Origin of the sequence: Oceanospirillum maris DSM 6286 (assembly GCF_000422865.1) — a bacterium.
In the GTDB taxonomy this organism is placed as follows: Bacteria; Pseudomonadota; Gammaproteobacteria; order Pseudomonadales; family Halomonadaceae; genus Oceanospirillum; species Oceanospirillum maris.
The window spans coordinates 125,665-146,101 of the sequence record NZ_KE383938.1; the positions used below are offsets into that span (position 1 = coordinate 125,665).

The 20,437-nt window shown below is 44.7% G+C and carries 24 protein-coding genes; all 24 read right to left on the minus strand.

Annotation, left to right across the window (positions count from 1 at the left end):
• Positions 1-23: 23 nt before the first annotated feature.
• Positions 24-1,097 (minus strand): helix-turn-helix transcriptional regulator, encoded by a 1,074-nt coding sequence (locus tag G517_RS20350; RefSeq protein WP_028305307.1) that lies wholly within the window; start codon positions 1,095-1,097, stop codon positions 24-26.
• A 180-nt stretch (positions 1,098-1,277) separates the two neighbouring features.
• On the minus strand, positions 1,278-1,469 hold the full coding sequence (locus G517_RS20945) for a hypothetical protein (protein WP_211224318.1): 192 nt from the start codon (positions 1,467-1,469) through the stop codon (positions 1,278-1,280).
• Between the two features lie 165 nt (positions 1,470-1,634).
• Positions 1,635-3,713 carry a peptidase domain-containing ABC transporter gene (locus G517_RS0116465; protein ID WP_028305309.1) on the minus strand — a complete coding sequence of 693 codons (2,079 nt, stop codon included), beginning with the start codon at positions 3,711-3,713 and terminating at the stop codon, positions 1,635-1,637.
• Entirely contained in the window at positions 3,710-4,921 is a 1,212-nt protein-coding gene (locus G517_RS19730; RefSeq protein WP_084632353.1) for a JmjC domain-containing protein, read from the minus strand. The genes G517_RS0116465 and G517_RS19730 overlap by 4 nt, the downstream gene beginning before the upstream one ends.
• A gap of 269 nt (positions 4,922-5,190) precedes the next feature.
• A complete protein-coding gene (locus G517_RS20355) occupies positions 5,191-5,496 on the minus strand; it encodes a hypothetical protein (RefSeq protein ID WP_051206525.1) in 306 nt (101 codons plus the stop codon).
• On the minus strand, positions 5,493-5,915 hold the full coding sequence (locus tag G517_RS0116485; RefSeq protein ID WP_028305311.1) for a hypothetical protein: 423 nt from the start codon (positions 5,913-5,915) through the stop codon (positions 5,493-5,495). Before G517_RS0116485 ends, G517_RS20355 begins: the two co-directional genes overlap by 4 nt.
• Positions 5,916-6,274: 359 nt before the next feature.
• Positions 6,275-6,418, minus strand: a complete 144-nt coding sequence (locus tag G517_RS20585) for a class IIb bacteriocin, lactobin A/cerein 7B family (protein ID WP_084632355.1) — start codon at positions 6,416-6,418, stop codon at positions 6,275-6,277.
• 358 nt (positions 6,419-6,776) lie between these two features.
• Positions 6,777-8,072: an HlyD family secretion protein gene (locus tag G517_RS0116500; RefSeq protein ID WP_028305313.1), complete on the minus strand. Its 1,296-nt coding sequence runs from the start codon at positions 8,070-8,072 to the stop codon at positions 6,777-6,779.
• Positions 8,073-8,286: 214 nt separating this feature from the next.
• Positions 8,287-9,465 carry a pyridoxal-phosphate-dependent aminotransferase family protein gene (locus G517_RS0116505; protein ID WP_028305314.1) on the minus strand — a complete coding sequence of 393 codons (1,179 nt, stop codon included), beginning with the start codon at positions 9,463-9,465 and terminating at the stop codon, positions 8,287-8,289.
• A gap of 122 nt (positions 9,466-9,587) precedes the next feature.
• Positions 9,588-9,920, minus strand: coding sequence for a hypothetical protein (locus G517_RS0116510; protein ID WP_036591923.1), 333 nt, complete (start codon positions 9,918-9,920; stop codon positions 9,588-9,590).
• Positions 9,921-9,925: 5 nt separating this feature from the next.
• Entirely contained in the window at positions 9,926-10,795 is an 870-nt protein-coding gene (locus G517_RS0116515; RefSeq protein ID WP_157833211.1) for an alpha/beta hydrolase family protein, read from the minus strand.
• Between the two features lie 386 nt (positions 10,796-11,181).
• Positions 11,182-11,871, minus strand: a complete 690-nt coding sequence (locus G517_RS0116520; protein WP_028305317.1) for a DUF4336 domain-containing protein — start codon at positions 11,869-11,871, stop codon at positions 11,182-11,184.
• A 31-nt stretch (positions 11,872-11,902) separates the two neighbouring features.
• Complete coding sequence (locus G517_RS0116525) at positions 11,903-12,139, minus strand: helix-hairpin-helix domain-containing protein (RefSeq protein WP_028305318.1); 237 nt, start codon at positions 12,137-12,139, stop codon at positions 11,903-11,905.
• A 55-nt stretch (positions 12,140-12,194) separates the two neighbouring features.
• On the minus strand, positions 12,195-12,668 hold the full coding sequence (locus G517_RS0116530) for a GNAT family N-acetyltransferase (protein ID WP_028305319.1): 474 nt from the start codon (positions 12,666-12,668) through the stop codon (positions 12,195-12,197).
• Positions 12,669-12,696: 28 nt separating this feature from the next.
• Positions 12,697-13,062 (minus strand): DUF1801 domain-containing protein, encoded by a 366-nt coding sequence (locus G517_RS0116535; RefSeq protein WP_245543278.1) that lies wholly within the window; start codon positions 13,060-13,062, stop codon positions 12,697-12,699.
• Between the two features lie 12 nt (positions 13,063-13,074).
• Entirely contained in the window at positions 13,075-13,494 is a 420-nt protein-coding gene (locus G517_RS20785; RefSeq protein WP_157833212.1) for a DUF6559 family protein, read from the minus strand.
• Between the two features lie 22 nt (positions 13,495-13,516).
• Complete coding sequence (locus tag G517_RS0116545) at positions 13,517-14,224, minus strand: alpha/beta fold hydrolase (protein ID WP_028305322.1); 708 nt, start codon at positions 14,222-14,224, stop codon at positions 13,517-13,519.
• 68 nt (positions 14,225-14,292) lie between these two features.
• Complete coding sequence (locus tag G517_RS0116550) at positions 14,293-15,063, minus strand: SIMPL domain-containing protein (RefSeq protein WP_036591930.1); 771 nt, start codon at positions 15,061-15,063, stop codon at positions 14,293-14,295.
• Between the two features lie 76 nt (positions 15,064-15,139).
• Entirely contained in the window at positions 15,140-15,505 is a 366-nt protein-coding gene (locus G517_RS0116555; protein WP_157833213.1) for a hypothetical protein, read from the minus strand.
• Positions 15,506-15,785: 280 nt separating this feature from the next.
• The gene (locus tag G517_RS0116560; protein ID WP_102043396.1) at positions 15,786-16,139 is read right to left on the minus strand and encodes a hypothetical protein; all 354 of its coding nucleotides are present in this window, start codon (positions 16,137-16,139) and stop codon (positions 15,786-15,788) included.
• 23 nt (positions 16,140-16,162) lie between these two features.
• On the minus strand, positions 16,163-16,564 hold the full coding sequence (locus G517_RS0116565) for a hypothetical protein (protein ID WP_028305326.1): 402 nt from the start codon (positions 16,562-16,564) through the stop codon (positions 16,163-16,165).
• Between the two features lie 99 nt (positions 16,565-16,663).
• Positions 16,664-17,080 (minus strand): hypothetical protein, encoded by a 417-nt coding sequence (locus G517_RS0116570; protein ID WP_028305327.1) that lies wholly within the window; start codon positions 17,078-17,080, stop codon positions 16,664-16,666.
• A 129-nt stretch (positions 17,081-17,209) separates the two neighbouring features.
• Positions 17,210-18,808 (minus strand): ATP-binding cassette domain-containing protein, encoded by a 1,599-nt coding sequence (locus G517_RS0116575; protein ID WP_028305328.1) that lies wholly within the window; start codon positions 18,806-18,808, stop codon positions 17,210-17,212.
• Positions 18,808-20,415 (minus strand): ATP-binding cassette domain-containing protein, encoded by a 1,608-nt coding sequence (locus G517_RS0116580; protein WP_051206526.1) that lies wholly within the window; start codon positions 20,413-20,415, stop codon positions 18,808-18,810. Before G517_RS0116580 ends, G517_RS0116575 begins: the two co-directional genes overlap by 1 nt.
• Positions 20,416-20,437: the final 22 nt, after the last annotated feature.

Consider the following 20,437-nt stretch of genomic DNA (forward strand, 5'->3'; position numbering starts at 1 on the left):
ATTTGGAAAAAATAAAACCCAGATCAGGAAAATGACACCATAACTTGGCGAGAAATCTGAGAGGGACGATAACCAAAGTGCTCACTGAATGCAGAAGAGAAGTGGCTCTGATTGGAAAACCCGACTTCCAAGGCCGCCTGATGAACGGTATAGCCTTGAGTCGCCAGTAATAACCTAGCTTGCTCCATGCGTAAGCCGCGCACATAGCGACCAATCGTTAAGCCAGTCACCTCCTTGAATCCAGACTTAAGATAACACTCATTCATTCCGACGCGAGTAGCTAAGCCATGAATGGTTGGAGGATCGAACCACTCCTCATGCAAAATCTCTATCACTTGGCTGATTAAGTGTTTTTGCCTAGCATGGCGCTTTTCAGTAGCCGTCATACCGGAGCCCTTTTCATCCGGGTTCAGCAGCAATGCCAGAAGGCTCAACCCTAAAGATTCGTACTCTAACCGTGAGCAAAGATCAGTCGTTGGGCAAGCCAGCATCTTCATCGCCAGCTTCCGTATATCTGCCGTTACAACCCCATAACGAAAACAATCTGGCGCCGTAGAATGACGCCCCAGTGATTTTTTAAGCCTGCAAGGAGCCTCCTCCCGCCACACCTCCAGCATTTGAGCTGAAAGATCTAGACTGACACCACACACTCTCTTGCCTGAAAACTGAGTTGCACAAATATCTTCTGCCTGCCCTTTTCGCACCCAGATCTCACCGGCTTCCACTTGATCAGACAGATGCAACTCAGGCACAGCCAACCCGAAACTACCACTTAACATCAGCCCAAACCCAAGCTGATCAGACAGATAACGGTAGTGACTCTGCAACGGATAGTTAAGGAAATAGTCACTGCGACCAATAGAAAAACCACTGGGTAACTGCAGCAACTCCATACGCCCCTTACCAAAAGGCTGCTTTAATGACATCGAGAGTTGTTTCCGGTCACTGGAAAAATGACAAATATCATCCGCCGTCAGATCCGCAGAGCACTGACCCGGCATTTCCTGTAATTGATTGATGAAGTGCTGAAAGTCATCAAAAACAGGGTGATCAGCAAGCCCTTCTTGAGGATCGAAATATTTTTGACCCAAACTCATAAAATCACCAAATGAAAATGATTATCATATCATCTTGTGGTAATAAGCGTGATTAAACAAGGCATTTGCTGATATTCAGCAAACTTGCCCAGCCATTCAAGCATCTCTACCCAGGATAAAAGCGCGCCGCTGGCACAAAATACAGACAAAATCAGTACGCCGACGGTGCAGCAAAACGCTCTAACTCACCCGCTGCATATGGGGGTGGCGGAAAAACATCGTCGTCGTCAAAACAGCCAACGCAATAACACCGTAACAAAAGATACTGACGGCAAGATGCAGTCCCCAGTGATCCGCAATCCAACCCACACCCTTATCGTTTAATATTTGTCGGTAGTGACCGCCACCTGGCACTGCGGTGACAACATACAAACAAAAGCTACTTGCTCAACAAACTGACTTTCAGACACCTAGAGCTAATTGCATGCATTTATATGTTTTTTTTGTACTCTATAACAACAACTTGTCCGATGTTGGATTTGGCATTGCACTAAGAATGGTAAAACTCAAACCTACTCTGTCGAGGCATTGTAGAAGTCACGCAACTGTATCTAAACGCACATCTTCTGTGATAGTTCCTTGTTCTAAATGAATAATTCTAGATACCATAGCAACTGTTTCTCGACGATGAGCAATGACAACACGAGTCATCGAAGTCGACCGTAAATTAAAGACCACATGTTGCTCACCATGTAGATCCAGATGACTAGTCGCTTCATCTAAGGCTAAAATCATTGGCTGTTTATAAAGAGCCCTTGCTAACAGTAAGCGTTGCTTTTGCCCACCGGATAAACCACTTCCCATTTCAGAAATTAAAGTTTGATAACCCATGGGCATATTTAGAATCGTTTTATGTATATTAGCTTGCTTCGCTGCGTCTTCGATTCGACCTTGATCTGCCCCTGGCTCAAAGCAAGCAATATTCTCGGATAGTGAGCCAGCCATTAACTGATCGTCCTGCATGACGACACCCACCATATTTCTTATGGTTTGAGGACCTAACTGGCGTATATCAATCCCCCCGATCCGGATACTTCCCTCAGTAGGCTCCAGCAATCCTAGCATTAGCTTAAATAATGTAGACTTTCCACAACCAGAACGGCCAACCAAAGCAACCGCATCACCCGCCTCAATTGTTAGAGATAAGTCTTTAACAACCCAGCGTTCACCATCACCATATCGGAACGATGCGTTTTTAAACTCAATACTTGGTTTAATCCTATTTAAGTCTGTTTCAATCGCCTCGCTAGGCTCAGGTGCTTCTAACGCGATATCCGCTAACCGCTCACCATGCAAAGACAACATTTTGATCTCAATGCCCAAATCAATTAGCTTACTGGCACGAGAAGTAAATTGACTTTTATAGGCCAGAAACGCCAATAACATACCAAGTGTTAATGTATTCTCGAGTACAGCCAACCCGCCGACATAAAGAAGCAACATGCCTTCTAAGCCAAAAATCAGCGTATTACAACCCGCAAAAACTAAGACTAACTTTTGAGTTTTGAGGTCGCGGTTTTGCACATCGGTTAATAGATTTTGCCAAGTCGCTAATCGCAACGATGTAGTATTGAAAAGCTTCAGTGGCTGAACAGCGCGAATAGTCTCTAGAAAATAAGCATTTTCTCTTGTCGCCAGTACGATGCGCTCTTCGGTTGCATTTCTCAATGGCGCATAAAATACCCACCGAAGAAGAACATACAAGCCGACCGCAGCCATTACGATAGTCGTCAGCATTTTGCTATATAACAACATTAGAACCAATGTTATTAAAGCGACCAAAGCATCAAGTATGATCGTCACAGCGCCGTTTGCCAAAACGGCTCGAATGGCGTCAAGCGACTGAAAGCGAGCCGTAATATCTCCCAAATGCCTTTTTTCAAAGTAAGACCATGGTAGCCTCAATAAATGCTGAAAAAAATTACTTGTCCATTGCAAGGTCAGTTGCTGATTGAGCCTTAGCCCCATCCATCCCCGAGCCATTCGCAGGGCAAAGTCAATCACCAGTAATAAACATCCACCCAAAACGGCTAATAGAAGCAAATCATAGTCCGCTGATACTAAGGCATGATCCACTACCCATTGGGTGACCTGTGGTGATAACAAGGCAACGACTTCTAATCCGAGCGCAAGCATTAAAATATTACCTAAAGCTCGCTTTAAACCAAGTACCCTTCCAGTAAGCGCCCTAAGTCGTAATCGAGGTTTTTGTTCTGCCGATTTAAAGGTCGCGTTGGGTGTAAGCTCTAAAGCAACACCTGTAAAACAACGAGATACCTCGTCAAGCGATAGCACGCGGCGTCCTACCGCTGGATCGAGTATGGTAACTTTATTTCTGCCCACTTTTTCAAGCACAACAAAGTGGTTCAAGTTCCAGTGAAGGATACAGGGCAGCCTTAGCTGCTGTAGCTCATCAAGTTCTAATCGTAAAGGACGACTAGAGAACTCAAGAGATTGTGAATATTTCACAATCTGAGGCAAACTTGTCCCTTTCACAGAAATCGCAAAGCGACGCCTCAAAGTTGAGAGGTCTAAATGCAAACCATATTGGCTGGCGACCATTGCAAGACATGCCAAACCACACTCATGACTTTCAGATTGAAGAATCACTTTCATGGTTGAGCAACATCCAAGAAAATATGGCTTTTTTCTGACTTCAATGTGGTTTCATAAGAACCTTTAACCAACTCTAATACATCATTCAAAGCAAGATTAAATAATAAGTCATGCAACTTTTGACTGGGTTTCGATGAAAACTCAGCTAATATATCAGACACAGTACAAGTAGAATGCTTATCAATGTAGCTAATCAATTCGCGTCCTATAGCATCTAGGTTAAGCTTGTTACCATTAACTATGACAAAATCATCAGAGAAACGGTAAATAAAGTTAGCATTTAGCCTAACTTTCTGAGACAGCTCTAATTGTGTTATATCTTTATTTGCAAGCGTTCCTAGTGAAATGGGACTATCAACTCGATGCTGACCAATATAATCCGTCATAAATTCTTCATAAGTTTTCTCATCTGCCATTAAAGAGGCAAACTCTTGACCAAATCGCTCTAGAGGTTCCTTATCTTCGGAATAAGAATGTAAGTTTCTGCGCCCATCGGCAATATTAGGGGTCTTTCGCACAAGCCAGTTAATGTAATCGAAGCCTGTGGGTGCAAAGGTACCAACGGCTAAATGAAACGTTTCTTCTCCTAAAGGAATAGGGTTGTGCCACCACCCCCTAGGTACATACAGGACATCTCCTTCCTCCAAAATAACATCTAGATAAACCTCTTCTGGTTCAGGAATATCTGGCATATATTTGTTTTGCTGCATATATAAGGGAAGCTCGAAATTTGGCTCTTTTAAAATCCAACGTTTACGCCCCTTTACTTGAACCGCAAATACATCCCGAGTGTCCCAGTGACATTTGTAAGAGGCCTTATCACTGAACGCAGCGTAACCACTCACAATTACCTGCGCTTGAGCAAAGTTCGCTATTTCACGCGCAACATTCGTAACAAACGGCTCATTTCGAATACGATTATATACCAGCGTCGCACCATTTCTCATATAATCATAGACAACGGGCTTAATATAACGGTATTCAGTCTTACCCACATTTATATAGGACTCTAAGTAATTCTCTTTAGAAACTTCTCGACCATCCATCAGTTTAAAGCTACGATCTGAAGCATCGGCTCTTTCATAGAGCTCACTAATATCATTCCAATCAAAGCCAAAGGAAGCTAAGCCTTTAAACAAAAAAGGCTTTTTATATAAAATTTCTTCTCGAAATTCTTTAATATCATAAGAAAAAATAGAACAATTCATAAAAACAAACCTTAAAATTAAGAAAGGGTGAATCAACCACCCTTTATAAACTAAGCCTCTAATATTTATTTATAGCGCTGAAACTCTTTAAGCATAAGAAATGATATAATCATAATTTGAAGAATAGTAATAGAACTAATAGATCCATCAAAAATAGCCGCGTAAATAAAATAAACAAGACAACCTAAACAGGAAACTTTAAAGAATAATATTAGGAAATTCAAAGCTATCTTTTCATATTGTATTTTCATAACTATTCCTTTAAAAAACTAATAATCTGTGCCATCAGCATAATCTGTACCACTCATCAATTCATTAGCATAGTATCCACCCAAAGCTCCTCCTACTGCACCACCTATATATTTTCCAGCATACCTACCAGCTACAACTCCAAGAGCAGTTCCAGCAGGCCCAAAAATAGTACCTACAGCGCCACCTAGATAACCTCCAACAAGACTCCCTGTAGCAGACCCGACAGACGCACCTGCAGCCCCAGCAAGGCCGGTTACACTAGCACTTGCCGCACTCTCCCCACCATTTATTAAAGACAACTCATTAATACTCAAAGCTCTCATTTATCACTCCCTTTCAAAAAAGAACACAAAGTAAAATAAAACAAAGTAACGCTAAAAACGATAAACTCAACCCCTATAATGAAGCTCAAAATTTTCTCTCCATTATTCATATAACTCTCAAAAAGAATCCAAAAACCAAAAAAGAGAAACAAAACTAAAACAATAAAACCCAACACTCTCCCTCCATAAAAACTAAAATTATTTTTCGAATCTAGATCAATTTCGGAAGACAAACCTTTAAAACCACCCAAGTAAAATGAAAATAAAACCATAAAAAACAACGCTGAAACAGAAAGAAAAACCTCAAAGATAAAAACAAAAAGATGAGAATTAAAAATGGATCCATAATCAAAAAACGAAAAAACAAAAGCAACACCAAATAACCAACCTGAAACCTTAAAGCCAATAGAATCAAACAAAATAACCCCCTTTTTTTAAAATTAATTAAAGAAAACGTAAAAAAATATATTTTATTAAAGAACCTATTTAAGTCAAATTTTATAAATATAATTTTAAAACTTCACCTTCCATAGATGGAATAAATTGGCTCTAAAACCCACTGATAGATACGTCGAGTATCTTGCTTAATATCTGAATCAGCTTTCACCCCAAGAATCAGAAGCATGGGAAACCATAAATAACTATATTCTTTCTGAGGAATATCCGGAAAATATTTATTTCTTGCACATACAAGAATTTAAAAATTTTTAAAAACTATAATTTAAGATCATTTACTTAAACTGAAAATATATTTCAGGCATCTAGGTTACACTTATAATTATTTAGAGTTAGTAGTAAGATAGCCTAGCGCCCCAGCAGTGGCACCGACTGCGGCTTTACCAAGAATGACAGCACCAGCAACTATAATAGGTGCGACGCCACCGCTAACTACTTCTAATTCCTGTATCGTGATTTCTCTCATGTAAACGCCTTTATAATAAAGTTAAAACATGTATACCCAAAGCTACCAACACCCCCCCTATAAACCCTCCTAAGGCTATAATAAAAAAAGATTTAACTAATTTCAAAAACAAGCTCAAAGCCGACTCCTAATACATGATAAAACAAAATCAGCTTTCGGATTTATACCATTTATACAAAATCATTAAGAAAGCAACTTCATAGACATCAATCTGAGACTCAAGCTGCAATACTCTCTCACCTGTATGCAGATAGTATGAAAAATAAAAACCATTATAAACTGCACATAAAACCAAAAGTCCAACAACCAAAATGTCTATATTCTTTTTTTTCAAAATACCTCCATATGTTATTTTAATTTATTTTCTCACCACAGAATAAAGTGGCTCTAAAACCCACTCATAGATCCGTCGAGTATCTTGCTTAATAGCCGACTCAACTCTCATGCCAGGAAGAAGAAAACGAGAAAAACCATTAATATTTATATTTTGGCTCTGCAAATCTACCAATACTTTATAATAGTTTTGCTCTTCGAATTGTATAGAAGCACTATTTTGCAAGAGGGAACCAATATGAGTAGGCAATTCTTGTATGGAGTATGGACTACTCGTCACACTCACTACACGACCGTGTTGCATTCCATATTTTTGATAAGGGTAAGCAGCGTACCTTAATAATACATCTTGCCCCTTCTCTACAAAGCCAATTTGACTAGGTGATAAATATAAACTCGCTTGTAGCTTACTATCTTCAGGGATTAGGCTTACCATTAATGAACTAAGAGTAATTTGCTGTCCGGCTTGAACACTTAAGCCCGTCAATTTTCCACTAAAAGGCGCTTGCACTATCTGGTTAGATCGTAAATTGTTTTCAGCGATTTCTTGATGCACAAGTGCTAACTTTTGTTCTAGCTCTATTTTCTGCCGCTGATATAATTCATGCTGATTTTGCTGCTCTGCTTTCAATAATAGTAGATCACTTTCCAGATCACTTTTCACTCTAATAAGCGCTTGTTTTTGACTTACTAGGGCTAACTGCTCCGCCTGAGCATTTTGCAATTCAAAATCTGCCACATGACCTTGCTTATTAAGAGTTTGTAGACGCTTATAATTTTCGCTCGATAACTGAATCCTTTTATGTAAGGTGTCTATTTCAGCTTCAATATGTGTCCTCTTCCGTTCTGTAGCGGAAATGCGCTGCTTCAATAGCGCTTGCTGACTCGCTAATCGACTTTCGTTCTGTTGCTGGTCTCGAAGTATCAGATTCGCTCTCAAATTTAACTTGTCTGCCAACAAATCCTTCAACTCACCCGCTTGGGAAATCCGGTCTTCTGATACCACAAATAAAGGTTCGCCCTGCTTAACCAACTCCCCTTCAGAAACGTTTATCTTGGTAACTTGACCAGAAGCGGGCGATAAAACCCTTAAAACACCTTGATTAGGGACAAGCAGACCCGGAGCAGTGACTTTTTGGGTATACGTTCCAAAAAATAGAAACGCAATAACTAGACAAACGAGAGCAAGAGAGGCTAATGCTATCCAAGCATAGCTAGATGACTGATGGATCAACACCTGTCCCATATGAGAGTGCTGCTTTTTATCAAGCACTTCTTCTCGAAACAGAAGATCCGAAGACGGGCGATTTGGATTTTCCATAATTTTTCACACTAATATCAACATCCTGTTAAAAAGAACCATATGACAAACAAGACGTAAATGCAAATCATTATTATATGTAAAAAATTATTAGTTTAACCTTTCAACACACAGGCGTTTTTACAATGCCATAAAAAAAGAAGTGACCGCCTATGACAGCAGCCACTTCTTTATTGAATCAGACCCTTAACAGCTTAAAGCTGCACACTAAGGCTTATTTGACGTAAACCGCCAGCGCTGCCTGGCCCGCTTTGCCCGCCTCAAGGGAGATTCCCTGAGCCAACAAGGTGTTTTCCAGAGCCATCAGGCAGAACATAACATTACGCTGGGTACAGGCCGCACCCATCAGGCCGATACGCCATACCTTTCCGGCGAATGCGCCCAGACCCGCACCGATTTCCAGACTATAATCGTTCAGCAGTGTGGTACGCAGGGCCGCATCATCCACACCTTCCGGGATAAAGACAGAGTTCAGCTGCGGCAGGCGCTCGCCTTCCGCCACCAGGAATTTCAGCCCCATCGCCTCAAGACCGGCGCGCAGGGCCTGATGATGTTTCTCATGACGGGCCCAGGCGTTTTCCAGACCTTCGTCCTGCAGCATCACCAGACCTTCATGCAGGGCATAAAGCGCATTCACCGGCGCGGTATGATGATAAGCACGTTTAGCACCGGCACCCCAGTAACCCATCACCAGATTGGTATCCAGAAACCAGCTGGGTACAGTGGTTTTACGGGCTTTAACCGCTTCAACAGCACGCGGGCTGAAGCTGACCGGAGAGATACCCGGCGGGCAGGACAGGCACTTCTGAGTACCGGAGTAGATGGCATCAATGCCCCACTCGTCCACACGCAGTTCAGAGCCACCCAGAGAGGTCACGGCATCCACAATGGTCAGACAATCATGCTCACAGGCCAGCGCACACAGGGTTTTAGCATTGCTGATGGCACCGGTGGAGGTTTCCGCATGAACAAAGGCCAGCACCTTAGCATCCGGGTTCTGTTCCAGCGCGTCCTGAACTTTATCGACGCTGACCGCTGTGCCCCAATCATCCTCGACCATGACCGCAATACCGCCACAGCGTTCGACGTTCTCTTTCATACGGCCACCAAAAACACCGTTCTGACAGACAATTACCTTGTCACCCGGCTCAACCAGATTGACGAAGCAGGTTTCCATACCGGCAGAACCCGGTGCTGAAACCGGCATGGTCAGTTCGTTTTTGGTCTGGAAGGCGTACTGCAGCATCTGCTTAATCTCATCCATCATCTGAATGAACGCCGGATCAAGGTGCCCGATGGTTGGGCGAGACATGGCGGCTAAAACACGCGGCGCGATATCAGACGGGCCAGGGCCCATCAAAGTGCGAACAGGGGGATTAAAGGATTGAATCATACTTAACCTATTTCCATCAGAAAGTTGCGCACAGAGCGCATAGGGATTTTGTTATGGAAAGGAGTTTAAAGGAGATTCCGTTTAGCCGGAACCACAAGAGCCTTAATTATGTGAAACCTACATTATCCGTTGGCCCAAACCACTGCCAAGTGCCGTAGAGGATCCATGACCAGATAGAGAAACACGCACCATAACATCAGAGCAATGGCGGCCTTTCGGGACTGAAGCTGGCCCCGAAAAAGCATGACCAGAGAAACCAGAACAGAGACAAACAGCAGTACAAAAAAGATTAGAAACAGACAAAGTTCGATAATATCTGCAAGTCCATAGGGATCTTCCGGAGCTATATAGATATCAGCATACCAAAATGCACGGAATGCCAGCATAGCCATCAGTTGCAGACTGCTGATCAAGCCAAACCCAAACAGGGCTTTGCTGCCCTTTGCTATTGTCACAAGGATCACTTAAAAACAGAGTTTAGATAATCTGCCAGGCGAAGCCCCAGAGTTTGCTGAAAGGCAACACGGTCAAACCCTTCCGGGTCAATAGCGATATTACCCAGTTCAGTCTTAAGCTCCTCAGGAAAGGCATTCAGAAAAGCATAGTGACCAGCATTGGCAATTTTCTGCAAGGTCAGCAGTTTTTTATTCGGCAGACCTTCAGCGATCACATCAGTATTAAAAGGTTCGGTCAGCTCTTCATCTTTTTCAGCCTGAAGCAGAAGTACTGGAATATCCACCTGCTCAAGAGCACCCTCGGCTGAAAACAGAATCCCCAGAGGTGCCATAAGCACCAGAGCCTTAATTCTGCTGTCCTTTACAGCTGGGATAACCTCTGCTGAAAGACTACCATTGCGGGCTGGGGCACAGTATGGATCCTTTAATGTCGTATTTTGCCTACAAAGACGGATCAGAGCCGCAGAATCAGCAATCCCTCCTGCCGCGGCCAAAGCACCATACCCTCCAACGGAATGACCAATCACAGCAATTTTTCCCTGATTGATATGTCGATTCAAACCTGACGTAGTTAAAAGCTCATCAATTGCTGTCTGAATCTGCTTTGGACGATTGATATAGTTAGCCAGCGAGCCTTGAAGACGGTTATCCCGGAAATTGTTATTTGGATGCAAAGGCATCGCCACGATGAAGCCCTGTTGCGCTAAGGACATAGCAGTATCCTTATAGGACATATTACTCCCTCCAGAACCGTGGGACCAAATCACTAGAGGGAATAGTCCTTCGGCAGGAACGCCACCAACAGCAACGTGCATTTGAAAAGGGCCGAAAGCAACTTTTTTGGCCACAGAGGCACTGGGGTACAATACCGCCATACTGAAAAAACGGCCCTCATGACCATATGCCACCTCAAATTTTCGGAATCCAACCTCGAAAAGTGACGCATTAGCCTTCGCGCTAAAAGAAAATATCGCGATAAAAACAGTCAACACACACAAATAATGCTTAGTAGTAAGCCACTGACAATCAGTATTAATCATAAAATCTTCATTCCAAATATCTCGCTATGCCAGTACTAGTAAGAAATACGCACCTGACAGATTGTCAAACAATTGACCAAAACTAACCCACCAGGGCCATCAACTCATCCATTTAGCCATCAATTTTGTACAATCGACGAACTCTACTTTCGGCAATATTCGCCTTTACAATCACCAGATAAAAATGGCTGGATTCTGCACCAACGACCAATCCGGCATCCTTAACCCAGTAGCCATTTGAATGATCGGGCTAAAAATTCTCCGGTATTTTCCCGGACGATTTCACCGTGGGCCATAATGAGAGTCTGCGGCTTCCAGGCTAAAACACGATTCATATGTCTGCGAGCATCCGCCTTACCCAGCAGAAAACTTAACCGCCAATCCAAAGGTGTTTTACCCTTAGGAGCAAGAATACCGACAACCTTTGCAGCCTGCTTTTGCCAGTAACTAAAATTATCCCCGGAAAAGTTTTCCACCAGATCCGTCACAATTAAGGTCCCGGAAGACTTATGGTAGAAAACACACTCTTCCATCAACGGAGAACCGGAAATCAGCTCTTGTTCAATATCAACATCCCAGTCCCAAACCCGTTGCGTGTTAAGCGAAGCATGAAATGAAAGGTCATCCCTTTTTTTGATCACTTCGTCCGTGCCAAACATTTCTGCGCTCGGATAAGCCGCTATCCATTCCGCCAGAAACAGATGGTGCAAATGGTTAGGGGCAATCAGATAGTTTACTTGTCCCAGCTCTTGCAGCTGCGCCTTAATGGTTTCCGTCAGTTTAATTGGACTATGAACCCATAACCCACCCTCTGACAGGCGCACAACAGTCATTCTTGTTGAGAAGGGCAGGCCCAAAAACGGCACCGCTTCTCCATCAAATATCCATAGATCATCAGCTAAGTGTTTCATATTTCTCCAATCTGAGTCAGGGCTATCGCCGTCATAACTCATCCTGTGCACGGGTTATTGCCGCTTCAATGGCCGCTTTGGCCTGAGGACTATTTTTCCAACAGGTTGTTCCCAGCAGTGACGCCACTCTCTCGGCAATATCATTCACTTCATATTTCGCTAAGTCTGAAAGTGTATCAATGCCGATCTCTTCAAACCTTTTTACTACCGTAGGGCCAACCCCTTTAACGGATAAAAGCACTTGTCTTTCTGAATCTGAAAAAGCCATAAAATCACCTTAACCCTATGCCGATTCTGCGCCCTACTTACCGACGCGTCAGATGCTATCTCGGTAAACCAAGATGCTTTTCCATCGAGAAATTAACCAGTGTCACGCCATCCCGCTGCAACGCATTCTTTTTAATCAGAGAGAAGCCACGCTTCTCAAAAAAAGGCAGCGCGATATGCGACGCCTCGACATACAAGCGCGCCATACCCGCTTTTTTAGCCTGGGCAATCAGGTATTCATAAAGAGATGATGCCACGCCACGCCCCTGAAAATCAGGATGCGTGTAGGTACAGTCGATATGCCCGTCAGAATCCAGTTCAATAAAGCCAGCAACACGGTTATCAATTATTGCCAGATACGGCTTTTTAACACGCAGCCGTTCAGACCAGAGATCATAGTTGATTGGAGCCGGTGCCCAGGCTTGCTTCTCTTCGACGGAGTAGACCCCGGAGTCAATTCCGTGAACGGACTGATAAAACAGGTCCGCAACCTCTTTTCCCCACTCTTCCGAGTATGTTTGTATCTTCACGAGCAGATATTCCGTTATTGTCTGTTCATCAGCGCTCTTCAGTCGACGCCTTCAACGCAAGCGCCAGATACTCAGCCAGCTGTTTATCCGGGATCTGGGAGACTGACTGTAATTTAATGTGACGCCGCCCTATACCTGTGCCTTCGAGAAAGCCAAAGGGATCGTTGATACTGGCACCATTTCGGAATTCAACAGAAACATGTGCTTTATAGGCAAATACACCGGCAAACTGAACACCAGAGGAGAACAGGATGCCGCCATATTTGACCTCTTCAGCAACATCGTCAAAAGCCTGCATGATCAAAGTGCGGACAGTGTTCACAATGTCATAGTTTTGACTACTGACAAGACGAAGATCGTCAAGCAGTTCCTGAACAGATTGTTTAGCCATCATAAAAACTCCGTTTTAATCACCACCACCACCGCTATCTCCACCACCGCTATCTCCACCACCACTATCACCGTAGCTATCAAAAGAACCCGTTGAACTATCAGGAGCAGCATTCAGTAGTGTTGAAAATGAGAAACCGGAAGCACCGTAAAACAAAGTCGTACTTACGTCGCTACGGATTTCATCATAATCAATCGACTCACCAGAAGTTTCCTGAATCGCATCAACCTCCGCACGGGAACAATACATGGCATAAACATAATAACTATCAGGAGTAATCACTCCTCCTGAGTGATCAAGCCTCTGCCTCTTAAGAGCCGCATCAACCTCAGATCTGGAGTAATAATTTTTAAGACCGTAGTGCTTTTCCAAATCCCGTGGCAGCTTTTTAGCGTACTTTCTGATTTTTCTTCTTCGGAAGAATCCCTCAAACATTCTGATCGTCCTATCTTTACGACTAAAAACTAGTATCGATAATATCGTTATCTATGAGATGACCCATCGTGTGCATAATGGCATCACAGCAAGCGCTTGGCTGTGCCTGTAAAATAAAATGTGGGCCGGCTATATCAACAACACTAAGTCTGGAAAAGGCAGCGTTAAATTCAGCAGCTCTGTCACCCACCAAAACATCATCTTTCGCACGGATATAGGTCGCATCAACCTCAAATAATTGAGAAGAAGAGGTATACGTGAATATTTGGCGCAACCTTTTTTTCAGGATCTGACCCGACACCGCATCCAGTGCACAACGAAATAAGCTGAGTGTCTCTTCAGAAGCTGAAGCACCCAGCAAAAGTTTTCTTTCAAGCCAGGGAGCAATAACGGGTATTTTCGAAGAACGCTGTAAAGGCAAAACTGACGCCAGATAAGGCAGCACTCCAGCCGGATTTGACAGAAAAGAAGCAACAAAAATAACATGCTTAATATTCAGGTCATGCTGACTCAGCAAGGCCTCTGCAATCCCCCCGGAGAAAGACTCCGCCAGGACAACACACTCCTGGCTTCCGATATGGTCTGCAACATAACGGGATAAAGAGAGGTAATCCTGAGGCCCGTAATTGGGCAAGGTGATAACCTGAGTTTCGACACCTTCAAGCCGATCTAAAAGCGGCTTAAACAGAATGCCTGTTCCATCCATACCCGGCAGGAGTACAAGCTTCATCCTTTAAAATCATCCATGAGCATAAGCCCCTGTTTATCAGTATTTTTAATACTCAATACGAGGCAACATCATGACCCCGGGCTGATAATTTTAAATTCTACTGAGATATTGGCCGTATAATTAACTTCATCAAACGACGGCTCACGGGCAGGTTCTCTATATTTAGTCATGGATGAAACCGAATCGCTTTCTATTCTGGCCGCTTCTGCGACAAACATGGCACCCCGTGTCGCCTGCTGGTGAATATTTGAGTCATTAATGGCAATAGGGACCAGTTTTACACCAAGAGATTGCTCATAAAATTCTTTCTGCTTGAGTATTTTTTCCAAAGCATCAGACTTAACGATCTCTTTAAATTCGTCTTTTTTAGTATGTTCAAACTCAGTACCCGAAAGCTCAACACCCTCCAAACGGTCAGCAATTACGGCCACTTCGGTAAGATGGGATTCACTGGTAACAGAAACAGCCATTCGGTTCACCACTTTATAGCTCTCCGGCTTACTGCCAAACCAGCCATACTGAGGTGAGGAGGAGAATTTTGAGCTGTTAATCAGTTTGTTATCAATTCCAGTAGAAACCAAATAGCTTTCAATCTTATCGCGTAGCTGACCATTTCTGGCAAGTGCACCTGAAAGCTTTTTATCTTCAGTTGTGACGACCAGGCTAATTATCGCCTTATCAGAATAGGCACGTTTCTCAGCAAAACCACGAATGGAGACGACCTTCTCATTTGGGTATAAAAAACCTTTAAGTTCTTCCGGACTGCCTTTGATCTCTGGTGCTGAAAAAACAGGAAAAGAAAGAATAGAAATAAAACTAAGTAAAATTACTTTTTTCACGTTTAAAGTCCTTTTTTGCAGAAAAAAACTAACACCTCGGGGGTACTATTTAAGTGTACTAATCTGATTAATTGTACTAATTCAACCTTAAACTCTCTGATTGAGTTTCTCCCGGCTTATTGGAAATTTGCAAAACCACTTCATGCTTTACATTATCTTCATGACCACTGTCCGGATAATACCTGAGCAACAAACCTTTCTCATTCTCCACAATTTCAGGGTATTCAAAAAGATTCTCATGATGATCATCCAAATAGACGGAAAACAATGCCGCCGGACTTTTACTGCCATTCGTAGGATCAACCTGCATCCATTGAACATAAAGCCATGAACAACCAAGCAAATAGTCAACATAGATCACTCTGTAGAAACCCGTTTCCCCTTCATGCTCCCAACGGCCTAAAGATTCGATACGGGTAATATCATTGCGGTGGTACGTCATCAGATTCTCAAAGGTAAATTGAGCTGCGTACAAAAGATCGCTAACGAAAATAGCCGCCATAAACAATAAAACAGAGACCTTTCCTGATCTCCCAACTGAATTAGCAGTCCTCAACAACGCTCCCCCCTAGTTGCGTCCTTAATCACCCTGTGTCCGTCCCGGAATATTGCGGGCGGTTCAAATTCGGGCCGTTTGAATGCATCCTACCTGAAACCACACCGGGTTTATCGCGACCACTTAACATCTTTCATGAATAACCTTCACAGGGTGAAGTGATGATTCAGTCCTGTTCAATAATCTCGGTACACCACTCATCCCAATGACAGGCACTTAGAGTATCGACCCTTGCATCAGGGTAGATTGAAAGCCACCAATCGAATACCGATTGATACTCCGCTGGCGTTAATTCAAAAGGGACCCAGCCCGCCATTCTGGCGTCCTGATCACAGGGGTCACTCCCCTGCCTGAAAAACGTATTCAGGAAGTCTCTTGGCGGGAAAAAACCGGAAAACTTGATGATACTGAAAATCCCATACAGCACATCTGAGTTTTCACGAATCACGTTTTTTGCCAACGCTATACTCATAACACGTCCGGTGAGTTCATCTTCAGTGATTTCATTATTGCTGACCACAGAATGATCCCTTTTGCAGGGGGTCAACCTAAGGCATTAACCGCCTCTTCAATTTGACGCCTGCGAAGTCTTTCGTAGCCTGCGAACACCAGATCAAATTTGTCCTGTTTTACAAAAGGAAACTGAAGAAAGTAATGCGCCGTAAACCCCTTGATATGCTCACTTTTCTTGCCATAAATAGCCTGTTCTTCACACCATTCACCGGATGAGCCGCGGATACTTGTCTTGTAAACACTGACCGCCTGTTCTTTGATATCAAGAAGATAGGTCGTAAAAGCTGCCTTTATCAGCAGATAGCGTTTGCAGCTCGACTGTTCGATAATTCTTGTATAGTCCTGACTGCCAATCAAAACCTGCTTATCTTTTAAAAAATCAAACACACCAAAATTTGTTGTGATAATTACACCATAAGCATCACATCCCATGCGTATCTCACCAAGAGGGATTAACGCTACATGCTCTACGATGGCCTCTCGTCTCATAGGGAATAGCTTCCAAAGGCGTAAATAATGAAACCCACCGTTTCACACGGTTTCGTTGTAGTAGGACTCAATCAGATCCGGGGTCATTTTCATCAGAGGCTCCCCGGTGTGATAATCTCGGGCAAAGAAAAAGAACTCTCTAATGGGAGACTCAAACTGAAGTATCGCGCACCCCAGATCCATAAAGTAGAGCGATCCACCCTGAGCCTGCCCATAGTCAGAGCTGTGTTTTGCCAAGTGAAGAGCCGCTGCAAGCTTGTCCATTTTAATAACGTCTTCATCAGAGATAACAAGACGTTCAACATCATCTGGATAGAGTGAAAAAGCCGCCAGTTTTCCGTTGTTAAAGCAGCATTTCACTTCACTGACAACCGCTTCCGGCAGGGCGTTTACCTCTGCTTCAGACATACCAAATTTCAATGATCCCAGGCCGATAAAAGGCTCCAAACACAGATCCATAGAGGATTCCTTTTCTTCTTTGAATATTAACAACGGACATTTCCACTAACGCCCGGATCAGGCGACCCGGGAAATTCGACAGCGCTCAAACAGGTTGAAAACCTATGATTCTGTTTTTTTACCACTGACTCAATCACCCTCAGCCAACATTAGCACCTTGCTTGGAGACCAGATAGACGGGGCGCCATGAGTCACAATGATCACCGTTTGTGGCAGTTTCCTGATGACTTGGGCTATTCCCTGCTCAGTGACCGAATCCAGCGCTGAAGTCGCTTCATCGAGAATCAACAGAGGTGCATTTTTAATCAAGCCTCTGGCTATCGCTACACGTTGACGCTCCCCCCCTGAAAGCAAGGTACCATTATGCCCCACGGCCAGGTGAATACCCAACTCAGACCGGTCTATCAGAGGTCCCAGTAAGGCCTGCCTTGCCGCTTTTTCAATATCGGCGTCAGATGCATCAGGCCTACCAAGACGGATATTGTCCGCCATTGATCCTGTAAACAGAATAGGTTCCTGCCCCACATAAGCAAAGCGGTTTACTATCTCTGCGTAGCCCATATGCTCAAGCCCAACGCCACCGATGCAGATCATACCGCATTGAGGATCATCAAACCGCATCAACAGCTCTACAAGTGTACTTTTACCACTCCCGCTGGGGCCTCTGATAAGAAACGTACTACCTTCCGGAATTTCCAGAGACACTTCAGTCAGAGCGGGAGGCTGCGTCAGACCTTCAACCCTGATGTGGTTACCCTTTGGAACCTCAGCCTGATCCGGAGCAGGATCATCCAGAACAGGCGTACGGATAACCTGCTCATAGCTGTTGATTGCGGCCTGAAGATCATTGATTCGCGTGCCTATTACAGCCAGCTCCTCCAGGGGAGCTGCTGCGCGGCCAATCAAAATAATCAGTGCCAGCAGTTCGCCCCCTGAAAGACTTTCACAGAGCAGTACATATCCCGCCAGGCCGACCAAGGGCAGCGCTGCAGACAGCGAAGACCAGAATGAGGCGATGGCCGCACCTTTGTTGGTATCTGACAGAGCCTGCTCCTGCATCACCCACTTTGCCGCCACTCGGTCAATCGATTTATTTTTTCCTGTGGCAGTTCTTAGCAGATCCAGATGATCAATAAACTCCCGCATGGACTGCGCGGCACTCAGCTCAGCCTGATGCCGATGGCGGTCTACCGATTTCAAGACCCCTTGAGCATAAAACTGCATAGCCAAAGACAAACTCAGTAAAACAACAGCCATCAAAGTGATGTACAAGCCACCGATCAGAGCAATACCGACCATTAGCAGTAAAGGAAGAAGAGGCGCATGCAATAACAGCTGCAACTGGTGAGCAGGAATGCTCATCATCCCTGGTATCCCCTGGCCTGCTAAAACCGACACTTGGGTTCGGAACGCTTCACTGAAACTGGAAAGTTTGGCCCTATCTAGCGCATCACCCAAGGATGTATACATATTCCCCGCCAGCTGACCTCCAGTGATAAAGCCGGAACGCGTGACGATAACCGTAACAACCACAGCGAAGGCTGCACTCAGTAGAACAGCGATGATGGGCTGACTACCTGCAACAGTCAAAGCCAGAAGCGTATAAGCAGCAGCTTCACAAACGGCCACCACGACCCATCCAGCACTAACGATCAATAACTGATGACGAGATGGCCCCATAAAGGCCAACTGATCCGGTAATTTGCTCAATAAAGAAGTGATGCGCATTATTCCGATTCCTTGATCATTGATGACAGGCGGATATGCTGATCCGCAAAGACGAGAGCATCAGCATCGTGAGAAACGAGGACAAGTGTTCTGTTACCCTCCAGCGCCAGCATACTCAAGGCCTCCATGACCCTTAGGGCACTTTCGTCATCCAGTGCACTAGTGGGCTCATCGAAAAGAAGTATCGGCGCTTCAGAAATCAGTTGCCGAGCAAGACCCAACTTCTGCTTCTCACCGCCAGACAATAGTGTCGCGCAATCTTCCAGGCTCACATCCAGCCCAACCTGCGCTAACGCCTGCAAGAGTGATTCATCCGTCAGGCTCACAGATGTACCCAAACGCAGGTTCTCCCTAACACTGGCCTCCAGCACACTACAATTTTGGGGCAGCAGCCTAATAGTCGCCTGACGACTCTCGTCATTGAGATCAGACATGCCTATACCCGCTATCCGGATGCTTCCATCAGTGATGACTTCAAGTCCAGCCATAGCCCTTAACAGCGTCGTTTTACCTGAACCACTGGCCCCTGAGATAATACTGAGTGTACCTGGTGCAAAATGGTAGTTTGCCCCCTCAATAACGGGTGCTCCCGAAACAGCTATCCTGAGATCTTCGACCTCCAGAGCAAGACTTTTTCCATTTACCTGCCGCTGGCCTTCCGGCAACACAGGTTCCGTAAAAAAGTCCTCCAAGCGCTGTATTGCTTTGATACCATCGCGTACATAATCCAATCCATGACCCAGTTTCAGCGCCGGAGTCACAATTGCCAGACCAAACAACATCGCTGCTGCTGTCACGCTAGCCTCCTGTTCCTGGGTAACAAGATAAGCCAGAGTAAAGGTTGTCACTGCCTGCATAAGCGCCGCTGCCACTGCAGCAGCGGTAGCAACCTTTTTAACCCAAACGACAATACCCTGAGTAAACCCTATACTGGCCTGACGATACGATGCCAGTGCTCCGGACTCAGCACCGTAGAGTCGGTTTACCCGAATTCCTCGTACATATTCATCAACAGCCGTCACGATCTCAGACATCAACCTAACCCGTTCTTCACCAAAACGCGCAGAGACTTTTGGCATCAGCCAAAGATAATAAAGCGAGGCCAAAACACCGGGAATCAGCACGATCAACCCTGCGGGACCAGCGCTTGATAACAGCAGCACAACCGATACCAACGGCACCAGAGCAAAGGTCGTTATTTCCCCCGGCAGATGCGCTACAAGGTGATGCAATGCAACCACATCATCACTTAGCACCCCCCGGATTTTTCGGTCATCCCATCGGCTCAGTGTACTTGCAGGCAACCGGGCCAGATGTCGCGCAACAAACCGACGTAATCGCGATGCGACACCGGCCTCACCCTGATGACACAACCAGGATGATATGGAGGACAAGCAGGCACCCGAGAAAAGCAGTAAGCCCGCATAGACAATCGATTCTGTGGCAGGACGGTCAATCAGCTGAACCAGAAACCAGAGAGCTCCCAGCTTTGCCAGTCCAGCTAATCCCGATGTTAGCGTTCCCACTGCCAAACCGGGCATAGATGGACGCAAAGCGGCCCACAAACTTACTCGTCCGGATGGCATCTGCTGCAGTACTTCAGTCATAGCGTAAAATCTCTTCCAGGGG

Excerpts from the sequence above, each read along its gene's own strand:
- G517_RS20350 (WP_028305307.1), bottom strand. The coding sequence starts at position 1,097 with ATGAGTTTGGGTCAAAAATATTTCGATCCTCAAGAAGGGCTTGCTGAT.
- G517_RS0116465 (WP_028305309.1), bottom strand. The coding sequence starts at position 3,713 with ATGAAAGTGATTCTTCAATCTGAAAGTCATGAGTGTGGTTTGGCATGT.
- G517_RS19730 (WP_084632353.1), bottom strand. The coding sequence starts at position 4,921 with ATGAATTGTTCTATTTTTTCTTATGATATTAAAGAATTTCGAGAAGAA.
- G517_RS20355 (WP_051206525.1), bottom strand. The coding sequence starts at position 5,496 with ATGAGAGCTTTGAGTATTAATGAGTTGTCTTTAATAAATGGTGGGGAG.
- G517_RS20585 (WP_084632355.1), bottom strand. The coding sequence starts at position 6,418 with ATGAGAGAAATCACGATACAGGAATTAGAAGTAGTTAGCGGTGGCGTC.
- G517_RS0116500 (WP_028305313.1), bottom strand. The coding sequence starts at position 8,072 with ATGGAAAATCCAAATCGCCCGTCTTCGGATCTTCTGTTTCGAGAAGAA.
- G517_RS0116505 (WP_028305314.1), bottom strand. The coding sequence starts at position 9,465 with ATGATTCAATCCTTTAATCCCCCTGTTCGCACTTTGATGGGCCCTGGC.
- G517_RS0116515 (WP_157833211.1), bottom strand. The coding sequence starts at position 10,795 with ATGGCGGTATTGTACCCCAGTGCCTCTGTGGCCAAAAAAGTTGCTTTC.
- G517_RS0116520 (WP_028305317.1), bottom strand. The coding sequence starts at position 11,871 with ATGAAACACTTAGCTGATGATCTATGGATATTTGATGGAGAAGCGGTG.
- G517_RS0116525 (WP_028305318.1), bottom strand. The coding sequence starts at position 12,139 with ATGGCTTTTTCAGATTCAGAAAGACAAGTGCTTTTATCCGTTAAAGGG.
- G517_RS0116535 (WP_245543278.1), bottom strand. The coding sequence starts at position 13,062 with ATGATGGCTAAACAATCTGTTCAGGAACTGCTTGACGATCTTCGTCTT.
- G517_RS20785 (WP_157833212.1), bottom strand. The coding sequence starts at position 13,494 with ATGTTTGAGGGATTCTTCCGAAGAAGAAAAATCAGAAAGTACGCTAAA.
- G517_RS0116545 (WP_028305322.1), bottom strand. The coding sequence starts at position 14,224 with ATGAAGCTTGTACTCCTGCCGGGTATGGATGGAACAGGCATTCTGTTT.
- G517_RS0116555 (WP_157833213.1), bottom strand. The coding sequence starts at position 15,505 with ATGACGTACCACCGCAATGATATTACCCGTATCGAATCTTTAGGCCGT.
- G517_RS0116565 (WP_028305326.1), bottom strand. The coding sequence starts at position 16,564 with ATGGGATGTGATGCTTATGGTGTAATTATCACAACAAATTTTGGTGTG.
- G517_RS0116570 (WP_028305327.1), bottom strand. The coding sequence starts at position 17,080 with ATGGATCTGTGTTTGGAGCCTTTTATCGGCCTGGGATCATTGAAATTT.
- G517_RS0116575 (WP_028305328.1), bottom strand. The coding sequence starts at position 18,808 with ATGCGCATCACTTCTTTATTGAGCAAATTACCGGATCAGTTGGCCTTT.
- G517_RS0116580 (WP_051206526.1), bottom strand. The coding sequence starts at position 20,415 with ATGACTGAAGTACTGCAGCAGATGCCATCCGGACGAGTAAGTTTGTGG.